General features: G+C 58.9%; 12 protein-coding genes. 8 read left to right on the forward strand and 4 right to left on the reverse strand.

All coding sequences use genetic code 11. The annotated features are described in order from the left end of the window. Positions 1 to 333: 333 nt before the first annotated feature. The 6 genes from BMZ46_RS11085 (at position 334) to BMZ46_RS11115 (ending at position 5,765) form a co-directional block, all read left to right on the forward strand. Positions 334 to 1,398: an ABC transporter substrate-binding protein gene (locus BMZ46_RS11085; RefSeq protein ID WP_039769868.1), complete on the forward strand. Its 1,065-nt coding sequence runs from the start codon at positions 334 to 336 to the stop codon at positions 1,396 to 1,398. 180 nt (positions 1,399 to 1,578) lie between these two features. Further along, positions 1,579 to 2,385, forward strand: a complete 807-nt coding sequence (locus BMZ46_RS11095) for an alkaline phosphatase family protein (RefSeq protein WP_039769866.1) — start codon at positions 1,579 to 1,581, stop codon at positions 2,383 to 2,385. Positions 2,386 to 2,390: 5 nt separating this feature from the next. Further along, positions 2,391 to 3,227 (forward strand): ABC transporter permease, encoded by an 837-nt coding sequence (locus tag BMZ46_RS11100; protein WP_011333175.1) that lies wholly within the window; start codon positions 2,391 to 2,393, stop codon positions 3,225 to 3,227. Continuing rightward, on the forward strand, positions 3,214 to 4,014 hold the full coding sequence (locus BMZ46_RS11105; RefSeq protein ID WP_074687591.1) for an ABC transporter permease: 801 nt from the start codon (positions 3,214 to 3,216) through the stop codon (positions 4,012 to 4,014). Before BMZ46_RS11100 ends, BMZ46_RS11105 begins: the two co-directional genes overlap by 14 nt. Continuing rightward, entirely contained in the window at positions 4,011 to 5,000 is a 990-nt protein-coding gene (locus BMZ46_RS11110) for an ABC transporter ATP-binding protein (protein WP_074687590.1), read from the forward strand. The genes BMZ46_RS11105 and BMZ46_RS11110 overlap by 4 nt, the downstream gene beginning before the upstream one ends. A gap of 111 nt (positions 5,001 to 5,111) precedes the next feature. Continuing rightward, positions 5,112 to 5,765: an HAD family hydrolase gene (locus tag BMZ46_RS11115; protein ID WP_039769860.1), complete on the forward strand. Its 654-nt coding sequence runs from the start codon at positions 5,112 to 5,114 to the stop codon at positions 5,763 to 5,765. A gap of 44 nt (positions 5,766 to 5,809) precedes the next feature. On the opposite strand, the gene BMZ46_RS11120 is transcribed toward BMZ46_RS11115, so the two are convergent. After that, the gene (locus BMZ46_RS11120) at positions 5,810 to 6,772 is read right to left on the reverse strand and encodes a zinc-binding dehydrogenase (RefSeq protein ID WP_074687589.1); all 963 of its coding nucleotides are present in this window, start codon (positions 6,770 to 6,772) and stop codon (positions 5,810 to 5,812) included. A 181-nt stretch (positions 6,773 to 6,953) separates the two neighbouring features. On the opposite strand from BMZ46_RS11120, the gene BMZ46_RS11125 reads away from it, so the two are divergent. Together BMZ46_RS11125 and BMZ46_RS11130 are read left to right on the forward strand one after the other, a co-directional pair. Then, positions 6,954 to 9,038, forward strand: a complete 2,085-nt coding sequence (locus tag BMZ46_RS11125; protein ID WP_166742345.1) for a carboxy terminal-processing peptidase — start codon at positions 6,954 to 6,956, stop codon at positions 9,036 to 9,038. Positions 9,039 to 9,172: 134 nt separating this feature from the next. Continuing rightward, positions 9,173 to 10,963: a bifunctional diguanylate cyclase/phosphodiesterase gene (locus BMZ46_RS11130; RefSeq protein WP_064378697.1), complete on the forward strand. Its 1,791-nt coding sequence runs from the start codon at positions 9,173 to 9,175 to the stop codon at positions 10,961 to 10,963. Between the two features lie 16 nt (positions 10,964 to 10,979). Here BMZ46_RS11130 and BMZ46_RS11135 read toward each other — a convergent pair whose 3' ends face one another. From BMZ46_RS11135 to BMZ46_RS29800, 3 genes are all read right to left on the reverse strand, one after another. Beyond that, positions 10,980 to 11,396 (reverse strand): hypothetical protein, encoded by a 417-nt coding sequence (locus tag BMZ46_RS11135; RefSeq protein WP_074687588.1) that lies wholly within the window; start codon positions 11,394 to 11,396, stop codon positions 10,980 to 10,982. Between the two features lie 148 nt (positions 11,397 to 11,544). Further along, positions 11,545 to 11,910: a hypothetical protein gene (locus BMZ46_RS11140; protein WP_074687587.1), complete on the reverse strand. Its 366-nt coding sequence runs from the start codon at positions 11,908 to 11,910 to the stop codon at positions 11,545 to 11,547. A gap of 6 nt (positions 11,911 to 11,916) precedes the next feature. Beyond that, entirely contained in the window at positions 11,917 to 16,683 is a 4,767-nt protein-coding gene (locus BMZ46_RS29800; protein ID WP_092163866.1) for an RHS repeat-associated core domain-containing protein, read from the reverse strand. Between the last annotated feature and the right edge of the window lie 162 nt (positions 16,684 to 16,845).

The raw sequence follows: 16,845 nt of genomic DNA on the forward strand, positions 1-16,845 counted from the left end.
TAGACCAGCACTGTTTCGGGGCAAAACCGCACAGCAATCGTGCCGTCCGGTCGTTTTGCAAGCCTAGGCAGTGCAGATGACCGAGAGATGACAAAACTACCGAACGGTCGCCCTGACAACTTGCAATACATCGGCCAAGTCCCTTGCCGACCGGGACTTGGCGGGTGGTCTACGCTTACCGGGCACTCGCTGATACCGGAGATAGAAAAGGCTGGGCGAGCCATCGCCGACATCAAAGTGTCATCGAGCCACCTTAAATTGGCTCAGGTATTGCTGACCTAGACCAACACAAACCGCAATCGCAGCGTTGAACACGACCCAAGGAGCTTTGGAATGAAACAGTTTTTCCTGGCATCACTGTTAGGCTCGACCATTGCCATGTGCACCGCCGCCATGGCGGCTGACGATCTGAAAACCCTCGAAGCCGCTGCGAAAGCGGAAGGCGCCGTCAACAGTGTCGGCATGCCCGATGACTGGGCCAACTGGAAAGGCACCTGGGAAGACCTGGCCAGGAAATACGGCCTGAAACACATCGACACCGACATGAGCTCGGCCCAGGAAATCGCCAAGTTCGCTGCCGAGAAAGACAACGCCACCGCCGACATCGGCGACGTCGGCGCGGCCTTCGGCCCGATCGCGGTCAAGCAAGGCGTGGTGCAACCGTACAAGCCGAGCACCTGGGATCAAGTGCCGGACTGGGCCAAGGACAAGGACGGCAACTGGGCACTGGCCTACACCGGCACCATCGCCTTCATCGTCAACAAGAAGCTGCTGCACGGCTCCGAAGTGCCGACCAAATGGGCTGACCTCAAGGGCGGCAAATACAAGGTTTCCATCGGTGACGTGAGCACTGCCGCGCAAGCTGCCAACGGCGTACTCGCCGCTGCACTGGCCAACGGCGGCGACGAGAAGAACATCCAGCCGGCCCTGCTGCTGTTCGCGGACATCGCCAAGCAGGGGCGCCTGTCGATGGCCAACCCGACCATCGCCACCATGGAAAAAGGCGAGATTGAAGTCGGCGTGGTCTGGGACTTCAACGGTCTGAGCTACAAGGCCAAGATGGCCAACCCGGATGACTACGTGGTGCTGATCCCGTCCGATGGCTCGGTGATTTCCGGCTACACCACAATCATCAACAAATACGCGAAGAACCCGAACGCCGCCAAGCTGACTCGCGAATACATCTTCAGCGACGCCGGCCAGACCAACCTCGCCCGCGGCAACGCTCGCCCGATCCGCGCCGAGCACCTGCAACTGCCGGAAGACGTGAAGGCCAAGCTGCTGCCGAACGAGCAGTACAAAAAGGTCACGCCGATCAAGGACGCCGATGCCTGGGAAAAAACCTCCAAGGCCCTGCCGCAGAAGTGGAATGAAGAAGTCATCGTCGAGATGAAGTAAGCCGGCGAATCACCGCTGTGTGATTTGTTGGAGATCCAAATGTGGGAGCGAGCCTGCTCGCGAATGCGCCGTCTCAGTCAACATCATCGTTGAGTGAACAACCGCCTTCGCGAGCAGGCTCGCTCCCACAGGGATTGAGTTGATTTCGAGATAATTGAATTTCGCGGAGTTTTTGCCCCTATGAAGCACACCGTCATCCTTGTCGTGCTCGACGGCCTCAACTACGAGGTCGCGCGTCACGCCATGGGGCATCTGCAGGCTTACGTTGGCGCAGGACGCGCCGCGCTCTACCAGTTGGAGTGCGAGCTGCCGGCCCTGTCCCGACCACTTTACGAATGCATCCTCACCGGCGTGCCGCCGATCGACAGCGGCATCGTCCACAACAACGTCTCGCGCCTGTCCAACCAGCGCAGCATCTATCACTACGCCCGCGATGCCGGTCTGAAAACCGCCGCTGCGGCGTACCACTGGGTCAGTGAGCTGTACAACCGCTCGCCGTTCGTGGCGGCACGGGATCGGCATACCGATGACCCGACGCTACCGATCCAGCACGGCCACTTCTACTGGAACGATCACTACCCGGACTCGCACCTGTTCGCCGACGCGGAAAACCTGCGCCTGCGCCATGCACCGGACTTTCTGCTGATCCATCCGATGAACATCGACGACGCCGGGCACAAGCACGGCCTCGACACCCCGCAATACCGCAACAGCGCGCGCAGCGCCGACATCATCCTCGCCGACTACCTGCAAGGCTGGCTCGACGCCGGCTGCCAGGTGCTGGTGACCGCCGACCACGGCATGAACAACGACCGCTCGCACAACGGCCTGCTGCCGGAAGAGCGCCAGGTGCCGCTGTTCGTACTCGGTGATGCCTTCAGCCTGAACAGCGAAGCTGCACCCAAGCAGACCGACATCTGCGGCACCGTCTGCGAGCTGCTCGGCGTGCCCCACGACAAACCTGTGTGCCGGGAGTTGCTCAAGTGAACTCAATGACTCGCGGCAAATGGCTGGCCGCCCTGTGCCTGGTGCCTTTCGCACTGTTCTTTATCGTGTTCGAAATCGCCCCGCTGATCTGGGTGATGATCAACAGCCTGCAATCGGAAGAATTCGGTTGGGGCTTTGCCAACTTCAGCAAGATCTTCAATTCGAAGTTCTATCTGCAGGCGATCCAGTACAGCCTCGAAATCAGTTTCTGGTCGAGTGTGTTCGGCATCATCATCGCGGTGCTGGGCGCCTACTCCCTGCGCCGGGTCGACTCGAAACTGCGCAACTTCGTCAACGCCTTCGCCAACATGACCAGCAACTTTGCCGGCGTGCCCCTGGCCTTCGCGTTCATCATCCTGCTCGGCTTCAACGGCAGCATCACCATCATGCTGAAGCAGGCCGGGATCATCGAGGACTTCAACCTGTATTCGAAAACCGGGCTGATCATCCTCTACACCTACTTCCAGATTCCCCTCGGCGTCTTGCTGCTGTACCCGGCATTCGACGCCCTGCGTGAAGACTGGCGCGAATCCGCCGCACTGCTCGGCGCCGACAGCTGGCAGTTCTGGCGCCACATCGGCCTGCCGGTACTGACCCCGGCCCTGCTCGGCACCTTCGTGATCCTGCTGGCCAACGCCCTCGGCGCCTACGCCACGGTCTACGCGCTGACCACCGGCAACTTCAACGTATTGCCGATCCGGATTGCGGCGATGGTCTCCGGCGACATTTCCCTCGATCCGAACCTGGCCAGTGCCCTGGCCGTGGTGCTGGTGGCGCTGATGACCCTGGTGACCGTCGTGCATCAACTGCTGCTGAAGAGGAGCTACCATGTCTCGCGCTGAATCCGGACCGGCCGGCGTCTACCACCGCGTCGTGGTCTATCTGTTGTTCGCCATCCTGCTGCTGCCGCTGGTGGGCACGCTGATCTATTCGATCGCCAGCAGTTGGTCGGCCACCATCCTGCCCAGCGGTTTCACCTTCAAGTGGTACCTCCAGCTGTGGAGCGATCCGCGTTTTCTGCACGCCTTCGGCCAGTCGTTGCTGGTGTGCGTCGGCGCGCTGTTCCTGTCGGTGGTGCTGATCCTGCCGCTGCTGTTCGTGGTGCATTACCACTTCCCGAAACTCGATGCGCTGATGAACATCCTGATCCTGCTGCCCTTTGCGGTGCCGCCGGTGGTGTCGTCGGTGGGGCAGTTGCAGCTCTACGGTTCCGGGCCGTTCGCGATGGTCGGCACGCCGTGGATCCTGATCGGTTGCTACTTCACCGTGGCGCTGCCGTTCATGTACCGGGCAATCACCAACAACCTGCAAGCGATCAATCTGCGCGACCTGATGGACGCTGCCCAACTGCTCGGGGCCAGCACCTTTCAGGCAGCCTTCCTGGTGGTGCTGCCGAACCTGCGCAAAGGCCTGATGGTCGCGTTGCTGCTGTCGTTCTCGTTCCTGTTCGGTGAATTCGTGTTCGCCAACATCCTGGTCGGCACTCGCTACGAAACCCTGCAGGTTTATCTGAACAACATGCGCAACAGCAGCGGCCACTTCACCAGTGCGCTGGTGATCTCCTACTTCTTTTTCGTGCTGGTCCTGACCTGGGTCGCCAACATCTTGAACAAGGACAAAAGCGAATGAGCTATGTCAGCGTCCAACACCTGCAAAAAAACTACGCCGGCACCACGGTGTTCAGCGACATCAACTGCGAAATCCAGAAGGGTGAATTCGTCACCCTGCTCGGCCCGTCCGGTTGCGGCAAATCCACCCTGCTGCGTTGCATCGCCGGCCTGACGCCGGTCGATGGCGGCAAGATTCTGCTCGATGGTGTCGACATCGTGCCGCTTACCCCGCAGAAACGCGGGATCGGCATGGTGTTCCAGAGCTACGCGCTGTTCCCCAACATGACCGTCGAACAAAACGTCGCCTTCGGCTTGCGCATGCAAAAGGTCAACACCGACGACAGCCACAAGCGAGTTGCCGAGGTGTTGAAACTGGTTGAACTCAACGATTTCGCCAGCCGCTATCCGCATCAGCTGTCCGGCGGTCAATGCCAACGTGTCGCCCTCGCCCGCTCGCTGGTGACCCGTCCGCGCCTTTTGCTGCTGGATGAACCGCTGTCGGCCCTTGATGCGCGGATTCGCAAACACCTGCGCGAACAGATCCGTCAGATCCAGCGCGAACTCGGCCTGACCACGATTTTCGTCACTCACGATCAGGAAGAAGCCCTGACCATGTCTGACCGGATTTTCCTGATGAATCAGGGAAAGATCGTACAAAGCGGCGATGCCGAAACCCTCTACACCGCGCCCGTCGACGTATTCGCCGCCGGCTTCATCGGCAACTACAACCTGCTGGATGCCGAGAGTGCGTCGAAGCTGTTGCAACGGCCGATCAACCACCGCATCGCGATTCGCCCGGAGGCCATCGAACTCAGCCTCAACGGGGAGCCCGACGCGCAAATCCGCAGCCACAGCCTGCTGGGCAACGTGATTCGCTACCGCGTCGAAGCCCGGGGCGTGGAACTGGTAGTGGATGTGCTCAACCGCTCGGCGGCGGATCTGCATCCCGACGGTCAGCGCCTGTCACTTTCCATCGATCCCACCGCCCTGTGTGAGGTAGCTTGAAAACAGCTGCAAGCTGCGAGCTACAAGCTTCAAGCTGTAGACTGCGGCATACCTGATTCCAATTCTTGCTGCTCGAAGCTTGTAGCTTGCAGCTGTTCTCGGAGAGAACCGATGGCCCTGGCAATTTTTGATCTGGACGACACCCTGATCCACGGCGACTGCGCCACCCTCTGGTGCGAGCAGATGGGGCGCCTGGGCTGGGTCGATCCTGAGTCGTTCATGCGCAGGAACAACGAGCTGATGGACGCCTACAGCCATGGCAAGTTGCGCATGGAAGACTATATGGACTTCAGCCTCGAACCGATGATCGGGCGTACCCCGGAGGAGGTCGAGCATCTGGTCGGGCCTTGGGTGGAAGACTTCATCGAGCCGATCATCTTCAGCGACGCCACCAAGACCATCGCTGCTCATCGCAAGGCCGGCGACCGGATCCTGGTGATCTCGGCCTCGGGCACGCACCTGGTCAAACCCATCGCCGAGCGACTGGGCATCGACGAGGTCCTGGCAATCGAGCTGGAAGTGGCGCACGGCGTATTCAGCGGCCACACCGTGGGCACCCTGACCTACCGCGAAGGCAAGATCACCCGTCTGCTGGAATGGCTGGATGCCGAAGAGGAAAACCTTGAGGGCGCGAGTTTCTATTCCGACTCACGCAATGATCTGCCGCTGCTGTTGAAAGTGGATTACCCACATGTGGTCAACCCGGATCCGGTACTGCTGGCAGAGGCCGAGAAATCCGGCTGGCCGATCCACCTCTGGAAATAGGCAATTGGCTTGTGGGAGCAGCCTGCTCCCACAACCGTCGATGATCAGCTCAGGCTTTCGTCGATCACCAGCACCAACTTCCCTGCCACCGTGTTGCTCGCCAGCTCGGCGAAGGCAGCCTCGGCATCCTTGATCGGGAACGTCCTGGCCAGTTGCGGCTTCAGGCGACCTTCGGAAAACAGCGGCCACACGTGCTGGCTCAGATCGCTGAACAGATCCGCCTTGAACTGATCGTCACGGCTGCGTAGGGTCGAACCCAGCAGTTGCACGCGCTTGGCCAGCACCTGGGCCAGATCCAGTTTTGCCTCGCGGCCGCCCATCAGGCCGATCAGCACCCAGCGGCCGTCCTGCGCCATCAGCTTGAGATTCAATGCCGAATAGTTGCCGCCCACCGGATCCAGAATCACATCGAACGGCCCGAAATCCCGCAGGCTTTCCAGGTCGTCGGTGCGCACCACCCCGCCCTGAGCACCCAGCGATTCGCAATAGACCAAGCGCTCCGCCGAACCGACGCTGACCCAGCACGGATTGCCGAAAGCCTTGCACAGTTGAATGGCGGCCGAGCCGATGCCACTGGCTCCGGCGTGCAGAAGAATTTTCTCACCCGGTTTGAGCGCCGCAAGTTGAAACACATTCAGCCAGACGGTCGCGTACACCTCGGGCAAGCCAGCGGCCTCGATCAGGGATACACCTTCCGGAACCGGCAGCACATGCCGTCCGTCGACGACCACTTCTTCGGCCATCCCGCCCCCGGCCAGCAAGGCGCAGACCCGGTCACCGACCTGCCAGGACGATCCTGCACCGACCTCGCTGATCACCCCGGAACACTCAAGACCCAGCACCTGGCTGGCACCCGGAGGGGGTGGATAAAGTCCTGCTTTCTGTAATAAATCCGCGCGATTGAGGCCCGCTGCCGCCACCCGGATGCGAACTTGTCCTACATCGCATGTAGGACTTGGTTCATCAACCCATGCCACTTGACCTTCAACGCCTTGCAATGCCTTCACAGTGCCTCCATAGTGAGTCTGGACTGAGCCCGAAGCTGTAGCGCCGGGCTTTTTGCATTATGCGACCGGCCCTGGGGTCTGAACGAACGCTGAACAGCAGTTATCGTACAGAGCGTAGCGGTACCGGCGACTTCAAAGACGGCCTAATATGCGTTATCAATTGTCCCCGCGTCGAATCAGCATGAAGCATCTGCTCCCCAGCACCGCCCTCGCTCTTTTCATCGGTATCGGTCTGTTGCCGGTGTCGGGCACCACATTCGCAGCCAACAGCTGGGACAAGTTACAGCCTGATCGCGACGAAGTGATCGCCAGTCTGAACGTCGTCGAGTTGCTCAAGCGTCATCACTACAGCAAGCCGCCGCTCGACGATGCGCGCTCGGTGATCATCTACGACAGCTACATCAAGCTGCTCGACCCGTCGCGCAGCTATTTCATGGCCAGCGACATCGCCGAATTCGACAAGTGGAAGACCCAATTCGACGACTTCCTCAAGAGCGGCGACCTCAACGCCGGGTTCACCATCTACAAGCGCTACCTGGACCGCGTGAAGGCGCGTCTGGACTTCGCCCTTGCCGAGCTGAACAAAGGCGTCGACAAGATGGACTTCACCACCAGGGAAACCTTGCTGATCGATCGCAAGGACGCTCCGTGGCTCAAGTCCACCGCCGAACTCGATGACCTGTGGCGCAAACGCGTCAAGGACGAAGTGCTGCGGCAGAAGATCGCCGGCAAAGAGCCGAAGCAGATCCAGGAAACCCTGACCAAGCGCTATAAGAATCAACTGGCGCGTCTGGACCAGACCCGCGCCGAAGACATCTTCCAGGCGTACATCAACACCTTCGCCATGTCTTACGATCCGCACACCAACTATCTGTCGCCGGATAACGCGGAGAACTTCGACATCAACATGAGCCTGTCCCTCGAGGGCATCGGCGCCGTGTTGCAGAGCGACAACGACCAGGTGAAAGTCGTGCGTCTGGTACCGGCAGGCCCGGCCGACAAGACCAAGCAGGTTGCTCCGGCCGACAAGATCATCGGCGTTGCCCAGGGCAACAAAGAGATGGTCGACGTGGTTGGCTGGCGTCTGGACGAAGTGGTCAAACTGATCCGTGGCCCGAAAGGCACCGTGGTGCGTCTGGAAGTCATCCCGGCCAGCAATGCGCCGAACGACCAGACCAGCAAGATCGTGCCGATCACCCGTGAAGCGGTGAAGCTAGAAGACCAGGCCGTGAAGAAGTCCGTGCTGAACCTGAAACAGGACGGCAAGGACTACAAGCTCGGCGTGATCGAGATTCCGGCGTTCTACCTCGACTTCAAGGCCTTCCGTGCCGGCGATCCGGACTACAAGAGCACCACGCGCGACGTCAAGAAGCTGCTGACCGAACTGCAGAAAGAGAAAGTCGACGGCGTGGTGATCGACCTGCGCAACAACGGCGGCGGCTCCCTGCAGGAAGCCACCGAGCTGACCAGCCTGTTCATCGACAAAGGCCCTACCGTGCTCGTGCGTAACGCCGATGGCCGGGTCGATGTGCTTGAAGATGAAAACCCGGGCGCGTTCTACAAAGGCCCGATGGCGCTGCTGGTCAACCGTCTGTCCGCCTCGGCTTCGGAGATCTTCGCCGGCGCCATGCAGGACTATCACCGTGCGCTGATCATCGGTGGCCAGACCTTCGGCAAAGGCACCGTGCAGACCATCCAGCCGCTGAACCACGGCGAACTGAAACTCACCCTGGCCAAGTTCTACCGGGTTTCCGGCCAGAGCACCCAGCATCAGGGCGTACTGCCGGACATCGATTACCCGTCGATCATCGACACCAAGGAAATCGGCGAAAGCGCCCTGCCGGAAGCCATGCCGTGGGACACCATCCGCGCAGCGATCAAACCGGCGAGCGATCCGTTCAAGCCGTACCTGGCCCAGCTGAAATCCGAGCATGACAGCCGTTCCGCCAAGGACGCGGAGTTTGTGTTCATCCGTGACAAGCTGGCCCTGGCGCAGAAGCTGCTGGAAGAAAAAACCGTCAGCCTCAATGAAGCCGAACGCCGTGCCCAGCACGCCGACATCGACGCCAAGCAACTGGCGATGGAGAACATCCGTCGCAAGGCCAAAGGCGAAGAACCGCTCAAAGAGCTGAAGAAAGAAGACGATGACGCCCTGGCGGCCGCCGAGCCGGACAAGGTCAAACCGGAAGACGACGCCTACCTGAGCGAGACCGGGCGCGTGTTGCTGGATTACCTGAAGCTGAGCAACCAGGTCGCAAAGAAGTAAGGTGATGGCAATTTAATGCTGACGATCCCCGGATCGTCATCAAACAGTCATCATTCTGTCGTGCAATAAAGGACTGGGAGCGGTTCTCTTCATCGAGAACGCTCCCAGTCCTTTTTTTATCGCCAGAGATTGCCATGACCACGACCGAACAGCTGAGTGCCTTGAGCTCGATCCTGACTCAAAGCGGTTTACACAGCCTGTTCCAGCCGATCATTTGCCTCTCCGAACGGCGCATTCTCGGCTACGAAGCCCTGACCCGCGGCCCGTCCAACAGCCCGCTGCACTCCCCCATCGCCCTGTTCGCCGTGGCCCGCCAGGCCGGACGTTTGAGTGAACTGGAAATCGCCTGCCGCCAAAGTGCCTGTCGTCGTTTCAACGAACAGCAATTACCAGGCAAGCTGTTTCTCAATGTCTCTCCGGAATCCCTGCTCGAAGCGGCGCACCAACCGGGGCGTACGCTGCAATTGCTGCAGGACTTTGGCATCCCGCCGAGCCAGGTGGTCATCGAACTTACCGAACAGACGCCGATCGATGATTTCCAGTTGCTGCAGACCGCACTGCATCACTATCGGGCGATGGGGTTTTCGATTGCCCTCGATGATCTTGGCGCCGGTTATTCGAGCCTGCGTCTGTGGTCGGAGTTGCGGCCGGATTACGTGAAGATCGACCGGCACTTCATCGACGGCATTCATCAGGATGCATTGAAACGCGAGTTTGTCGGATCGATCCTGCAAATCGCCAAGGCCTCGCGGGCCCAGGTAATCGCCGAAGGCATCGAGTTGCCGGAAGAACTGGCGGTGCTGACCGAAATGGGTGTGGATCTGGTACAGGGCTACCTGCTCGGGCGCCCTCAGGAACACCCGCCGCGCGATGCCCGCGCCTTGATGCCCAAGCACGACAGCAGCGCCGTGGCGTTGAATGACGAAGGCAGCGACCTCAGCGCCCTGCTCAACGATCAACCCGCCGTGAATCGCGACACACCGACCGCCACCGTACTGGAGGCTTTCCGCCGCCAGGCCAACCTCAACTCGCTGGCGGTGCTCGATGAACAGGGCCAACCGTGCGGCATCGTTCATCGTCACTCGTTGTCCGATGCGCTGCTCAAACCCTTTGCCACCGACCTGTTCGCCCGCAAACCGATCAGCCGCCTGATGAACGACGACTTCCTCGCCGTGGAAATGAGCCAGTCGCTGCAACAGGTCAGCCGCCTGATCACCAGCCGCGCCCGCCAACGCATCGAAGAGGATTTCATCATCACCCTCAACGGCAGCTACCTGGGCCTGGGCCGGGTGATTGACGTGCTCAAACTGATCACCGAACTGAAAATCCAGCAGGCCCGCTATGCCAATCCGCTGACCTTGCTGCCGGGTAATGTGCCGATTCAGCAATGTTTGACGAGGTTGCTGCAGCAGGGGCGCGAGTCGGTCATTTGCTATGTCGACATCGACAGTTTCAAACCCTTTAACGATATCTACGGGTATGGACGTGGGGATGAGGTGCTGCTGTGTCTGGCGCAATGCCTCAACGAACGCGTCGACCCGTCTCGCGACTTTGTCGGGCATATTGGAGGGGACGATTTTCTGTTGGTGCTCGGCCCGGAGGATTGGCGCAAACGACTTAACCAGTTGCTGGATGATTTCCAGAGCCAATGCCGACGGTTTTATCGTCCCGAACACCTTGAGGCTGGGTGTTTTGTTGCGCCTAACCGCCAGGGTATACGACAGGAGTTTCCGTTGCTGTCACTGTCCATTGGCGTGGTGCATTTGCATCCTGAAGCGTGTGCACAACTGGATGCGAGTCAGTTGGCAGAGATGGCTTCGCAGGCGAAGCATCATGCGAAGAATGTTCCGGGGTATAGCGTGCATGTTATCGATAGCATACGTGCGCTACCTTTTAACGAGGCGCTCGTTTCAGGTCATCGCTGATTTAAAGGCTCGATAACTACCATGTTGACCGATCCTCTCCAGCGGCTTTCGCAAGATCCTCCCTCCAAGCTTCCTTCGCAAACTTATAGATATCCTGGAAGAAGCCGCGTGGATCTTCTAGAGAGTACCATTCTCCCCGCGGCCAACTTGCTGCTTCGTATTCATCGACCTCGAATAGCTCTTGAAAGTCATAATTTTGCTCCAAGAGCAGCAACTCCAAACTTTCAACTAGCACTAGCTTATGCCTATAGGAAAGGTATGGCAGATTAAGACAATACTTCCTGATAAGAAGCTCTCTATCAGCGGAATCATTAGGATTGTAAACCTCGAGTTCCGCACCTCGAGTTTCCTCCCGATCATAAACGTCGAAAACGCCTATAAACCACATCAAATCCGGTTCAAACTTTTCATTTAAATATGGATCTTTCAACATCACTTCACCACGATCGGAAACGTGGCGAACTAACTTTGGTTAAATAAATTAGCTCCAAAAATTTTCACCATCATTATAAAAACCAAATAAAACAACCATTCTACCAAAAACCCAAAACATATAAAAACCTCAAGCCTAGAATGTAATTCTAGAAATTTTTAACTTTACCTATCTCAGCCTGATATAAGGAAAGACATTCTAGCAACACGCGCATAAAGCCACGCCCATCGACTATCTCGTCAGAAAATAAAAAACTCCTCTTTTCCAAAACCTCAACAAATGTTTCTCCCCTTTCCAAATAATAGGAAATCGTATCAATTATCCAACACCTATCCGATTCAGAGTACCCAACAAATTCCGGTTTCAGAACAGCATCAAAAACCCTAATCAAATCAGAAGAGTCATTTACATCAGCCAGACATATCAGTTCTTCAACGGCCCCTTCATGAGGATAGTCAATGTCAAAAACAAATAGAAAGCCAGGCAAAATTGAAAGTTTTGGATTAGGTTTCATTTGATATCAATCCACATAAGCTGTTATAGCCTCACCATGACTATCGAGTATAACAACAGTTCTTGTTGGCTCTATATATTCCACTTGTTTCCCCCTATACCCCTCCCCTACCTTTCTTCCCATTTCCACTGGGAGCGATGAGAGCGATAGACTCCCAGTCCGTCGGAAAATTAATTTAGCACGATTAATTGCATTCAATTGATCCCTATGACTCATAAATTTAGTTGCAGCTCGCGGAATGCTTGGCTCCATAAGCTTAGTTTTTTTATTTAATTTCATCTCAACTTTACCCGTAGTAGGGTTTTTAGCATATAGCAGACGTTCTTGCTGCGAAGCAAGAGTGGTTTGGGCGCCATGTTTTTGTAAAAAGTGAGATTTTTTGTTAGCGCTCTCCATTTGTTTCAACTCTTTTAATGCAATATTTTCTGCTAACTCATCAATTCTCGCCCTCCGCTCCTGCGCAGTCATCTTCGGTAGCGCTGGCTCCCCCTCATCAACAACCGAACCACTCACCCCATCTGGAACGGGACATCCCGGCTTGTTCGGCGGCGGACAATTGGACGTCAACCCCAACGGATCCACCCACCCCGTCGGATTCGGCACGTACTGGTACTGATTCAACCCACCCGCCAGCTTCACCGGATCCGGCGTCAGGTACCGGCCCACGTCCGGGTCGTAATACCGGTGCCGGTTGTAATGCAGCCCGCTTTCGTCATCGAAGTACTGCCCCTGAAACCGCAGCGGCTGGTTCAGGTAGTCCTCGGTCGCCAGTTCCAGCGAGGTGACCTTGCCGTAGGCGCTGTATTTGGCGGACCAGACGATGTCGCCGCTGTAGTCGGTCAACTCCTGCGGGGTGCCGAGGTGGTCGAGTTGGTAGTAGAACGGGCAGGCGCGTTTCGGGCCTTTGCCGTCGAGCAGCGCCAGCGGGCGGAAGGTGCCGGGTTCGTAGATGAAGCTGCGGTGTTGGGTCGGGCTGCTTTCGGCGATCAGGTGGTCGCCTTGCCAGAAGAACTCGGTGGTCTGGCCGTTGACGGTTTTGCGGATGCGCCGGCCGAAGGCGTCGTATTGGTAGGTCGCGGTTTTGCCATCCGGGCGGGTCAGGCCGATCAGGCGGTGCTGGCTGTCGTAGCGGTATTCGGTGATCAGTATCTGCGCGCGGCCGCGGCGTTCGCGGATCAGGTTGCCGAAGGCGTCGTAGTCGTAATGGCGGTCGCCCTGCATCAACAGGCGATTGCCTTTGATCTGTGTCAGGCCCGGACGGTCCTGCATCAGCAGGTTGCCGGCCGGGTCGTGAGCGAAGTTTTCCGGCAGGTCGTCGCGGGTGTGGCGTACGCGGATCAGCCGGTCGAGGGCGTCGTAGGTGTAGCTGCGCTGGCCGTGGCGGGTGTCGGCGATGTGTTCGAGGTTGCCCTTGGCGCTGTAGGCAAAGTCGCGGCGGTACAGCGCACTGCGTTGATGGCCTACGGCGTGGGACTTCAAGCGGCCCTGTTCGTCGTAGGCATATTCGCTGAGCAGCAGGCCTTGCTGGCGCTGCTGTTCACGACCGTTCTGGTAGACATGGCGGGTCAGCAAGGCGCCATTGAGGTCGATCGCGGTCAGCGCACCGCCCTTGGCATAGTGATAATCGAGCTTGCTGTTGTCCGGCAGACGCATGCGAGTCAGCTGGCCGCAGGCGTCGTAGGTGTAACGCAACGTGCCCCAGCCCTGATGCTCGCGCACCAGCCGGTCCTGCAGGTCGTATTCGAAAGCCAGCGGGTGATCCTGGCCGTCATCCACGCCGACCAAACGGCCTAAACGGTCATAGCGGTAGCTGACCTCGACCCCGTCCGGCAGGGTCTTGAGCAGCAGACGCCCAGCAGCATCACGTTGGTAAGCGGTGACCAGCGTGGTGCCGTCGTCGCCGAATTCGGTCTTTTCCAGCAGGTGGCCGTTGCGGTCGTAGGCATACGCCGTGCGCCGCCCATCAAAACCGGTTTCCTGTCGGATCAGTCCGGTCGGCGTGTAGTCCAGCCGATATTTTTCGCCCGACTCGTTCTCGATTTCCGTCAGCAACAGCTGCGCATGGTCGTAGCGGTATTGCAGTCGCGTGCCGTCGGGGTTGATCCGCCGGCTGACCAAATGCAGGTCATCGTCATATTCGTAGCGGGTGATGCGCCCCAGTTCATCGCGTTCGGCGGTGATCTGGCCGTAGGCGCTGTAGGACCAGGCGCGGGTGGCACCATTAGGCAACGTCGTCTGGATCAGCCGGCCAACGGCGTCCCACGCGTGACGGGTGACCGCGCCATGTTCGTCCTGAACCGTCGTCCGCCGCCCCAAGGCATCGTAGGAAAACTTGCGAACCCCACCGTCCGGCAAGCTCTCCTCGACCAACTGGCCCAGGTCATTCCACATGAACACATGCCGACCACTGTCCGGATAACGGACCGACAGCAACCGCCCCTGCGCGTCGTAGTGGTAATGGGTGACGTGGCCATCCGGATCGACCGCCTCGGTGATATCACCCTGGGCATTACGCCGGTACGTCCACACCGCATCGCCACGTGAACGACTGTGCAGGAAACCGTTGCGGTATTCGTAGGACGTCGGCGCATCGTCCGGCGGAATCAGCGCGATCAGCCGTCCGGCATCGTCGTAGCGGTACTCGGTAACCGCCCCCAGCGCATCCTGCTCGGCGACCAGCCGACCCTGCGCGTCATAAGCCTTGAGCTGTTCGCCACCGTCCGCCGCGACCTGACGCACCAGCCGCGCGGTGTCGTCGTGGACGTAAGTTTCCTCAGTGCCATCGACGTAATGCACCGTGACACGGCCGGCGTCATCCCAGACGTAACGCGTGTCCATCTGCGAAAACGAGGCCCAGTGCCGCACGCAACGTGCTGCCTTGCCGGCACGCTCCCACTCCCAGAAAAAGCTCGCGCCACCGGCCAGCTGCCGTTGCAGGATGACGTGCTGGTCGTCGTAGTCGTAACGCTCGCTTTCGCCGACCGCGTTGGTCGCCTCGATCAATCGATGACGGGCGTCGTACCGATAACGGGCGAGGGTCTGCTCGGTGCGCCAGGTCGACTCCCGAAAAACCTGATAATCGACCGCGACCAGATGCGCCCGCTCGTAGCGCAGCAACAAGGACCGGCCAGCGCCGTTATCCAGCCGCTGAATCCGGTCGGAAAGATCCCGATGCACCGTCAGACGATTGCCATACGCATCGCTGACAGCCGTCAGACGCCCAACCCGAAAGTGATAAAACCGCGCCCCGTCCCCCGCCAGCGCAACGATCAACTCCTCCGGCTCATCTCCCAGAAAGATCGCCGCCCGCGACAAGCTGTTGTGGATTTCCGGCCGCTCGACGCTCGGCAACGGAAACCGCGTGCGCCGGTTCTCATGGTCAACCCAGACCACCGAAGCGCCATCGACCTCCAGCCGATGCGTCAGCGAGTGACTCCAGCCAAACCCCAACCCAACATCGATCTCGGCCGCACTGGTGCGGTACAACCGGCTGAACTCAAATGGCAACAACCCATCGAGCACACCGTCAGTCAGCGTTAGCAGCTCTTCGCCGGTGACCATCGACACCGGGCAGCCGTTGGTGCAGGTTCGCGGCGCACAATCGGCACTGTCACCGTTGGGGTTCTTCGCCTGATCTGGCGTGTCGTCGTGGTGCTCGTCTTTTTTCAGGGAAGCATTACGCCGGGCATCCCAGCGCAATTGCATGCGGCCCTTTTTCACCCCGGCGGCGATGCCCCGAGCGGCGACGGACTTGTATTGGTTCACGTAGCCGATGAAGGTGCTGACAATGCCGAACATCGCCTTCACCAGGCGCGTCACCGCCGACAGCAACTGAGCGCCACGCTCCGCCAGACGCAAGGTCAGATACGCAATCCCCGCCCCGGCGCCAACAAAGGTCAGCACAACGCCGATCAACACATCGATCAGCAGTTGCACCACTACCATCGAAACGGCCTCGGCGGTTTTTCCGGCGACTTCACTGGGTGGCAGCATCTCCAGCCAGAGGCTGGCGGTACGCAGCAACAGGCACAGCGCCGCCTCGTCACTGACGAGCAGTTGGAGCTGCTCCATCTTTTCGGGCATCGACACCGCGAACTCGGCCAACGCTGTCGCGCTGTCTCCCAGACGACCACCAAACTCGAGCGGATTCTTGAGAATCTCCGACAACAACCCGATGCTGTCCCACACTCCCTCGATCGCCGCCCAGCTCCCGGCCAGCATGCCGTTCCCGGCTGCTGTGGCCACCGACTGCGACCATTGCGGCTTGAATCTCTGCCACTCGCTGCGCAGCCAGCCATCCAGCTGCCGAGTCAGGCCATCGTAGGATTCGAAAAGCGCATCAATCTGCTGCTCGCTGGCCTCGCCGTGCACCACTACCCGATAAAACTTGCCCGCCTCACCGGTGAACACCCCCTTGCCCTGAGCATCGAGGGTGACCGACTTGACTGCGCCGCCCTCCACCGCCACCACATCGACAACGATGTCACCCAACGGAATGTCGTAGGCCGACTCGAACTTGCTTTCGATCTCCATCGGCCCGGATTTCGGGCATTGCACGACCGCAGAAAAGAAGCGGTTGTCGTCAATCGCGACTGCCGTGCTGTGCTCGCCGAAACGGATGATCCGCTCCATCCCCATCAGCGAAGGCAGATCGGCCGCATGACTGACGCCGTCTGCCGAGCGACTGAGCCAGTGCTTCAGCTGTTCGCGATAGAGATCGAGGGTGCGGGGAAAGCTGTCGAGTTCTTGCTCGATGCGGGTGACGGCATCCATCAGCGCATTCCCATGCGCATGGCGAAACGAAAAACCGGGTCGAACATATGCGTTCCCTCGCGCAAAAATCAGGCGAGGGACTTTGCGGGGGATCAATCAGAAAAGAAGTCAGGCGAGTAGGCAGAGGATGTAGGAGAAGTCTGTAACTGATTTTTATCGAAT

The organism is Pseudomonas sp. NFIX49 (assembly GCF_900115915.1).
Taxonomy (GTDB): Bacteria; Pseudomonadota; Gammaproteobacteria; order Pseudomonadales; family Pseudomonadaceae; genus Aquipseudomonas; species Aquipseudomonas pharyngis.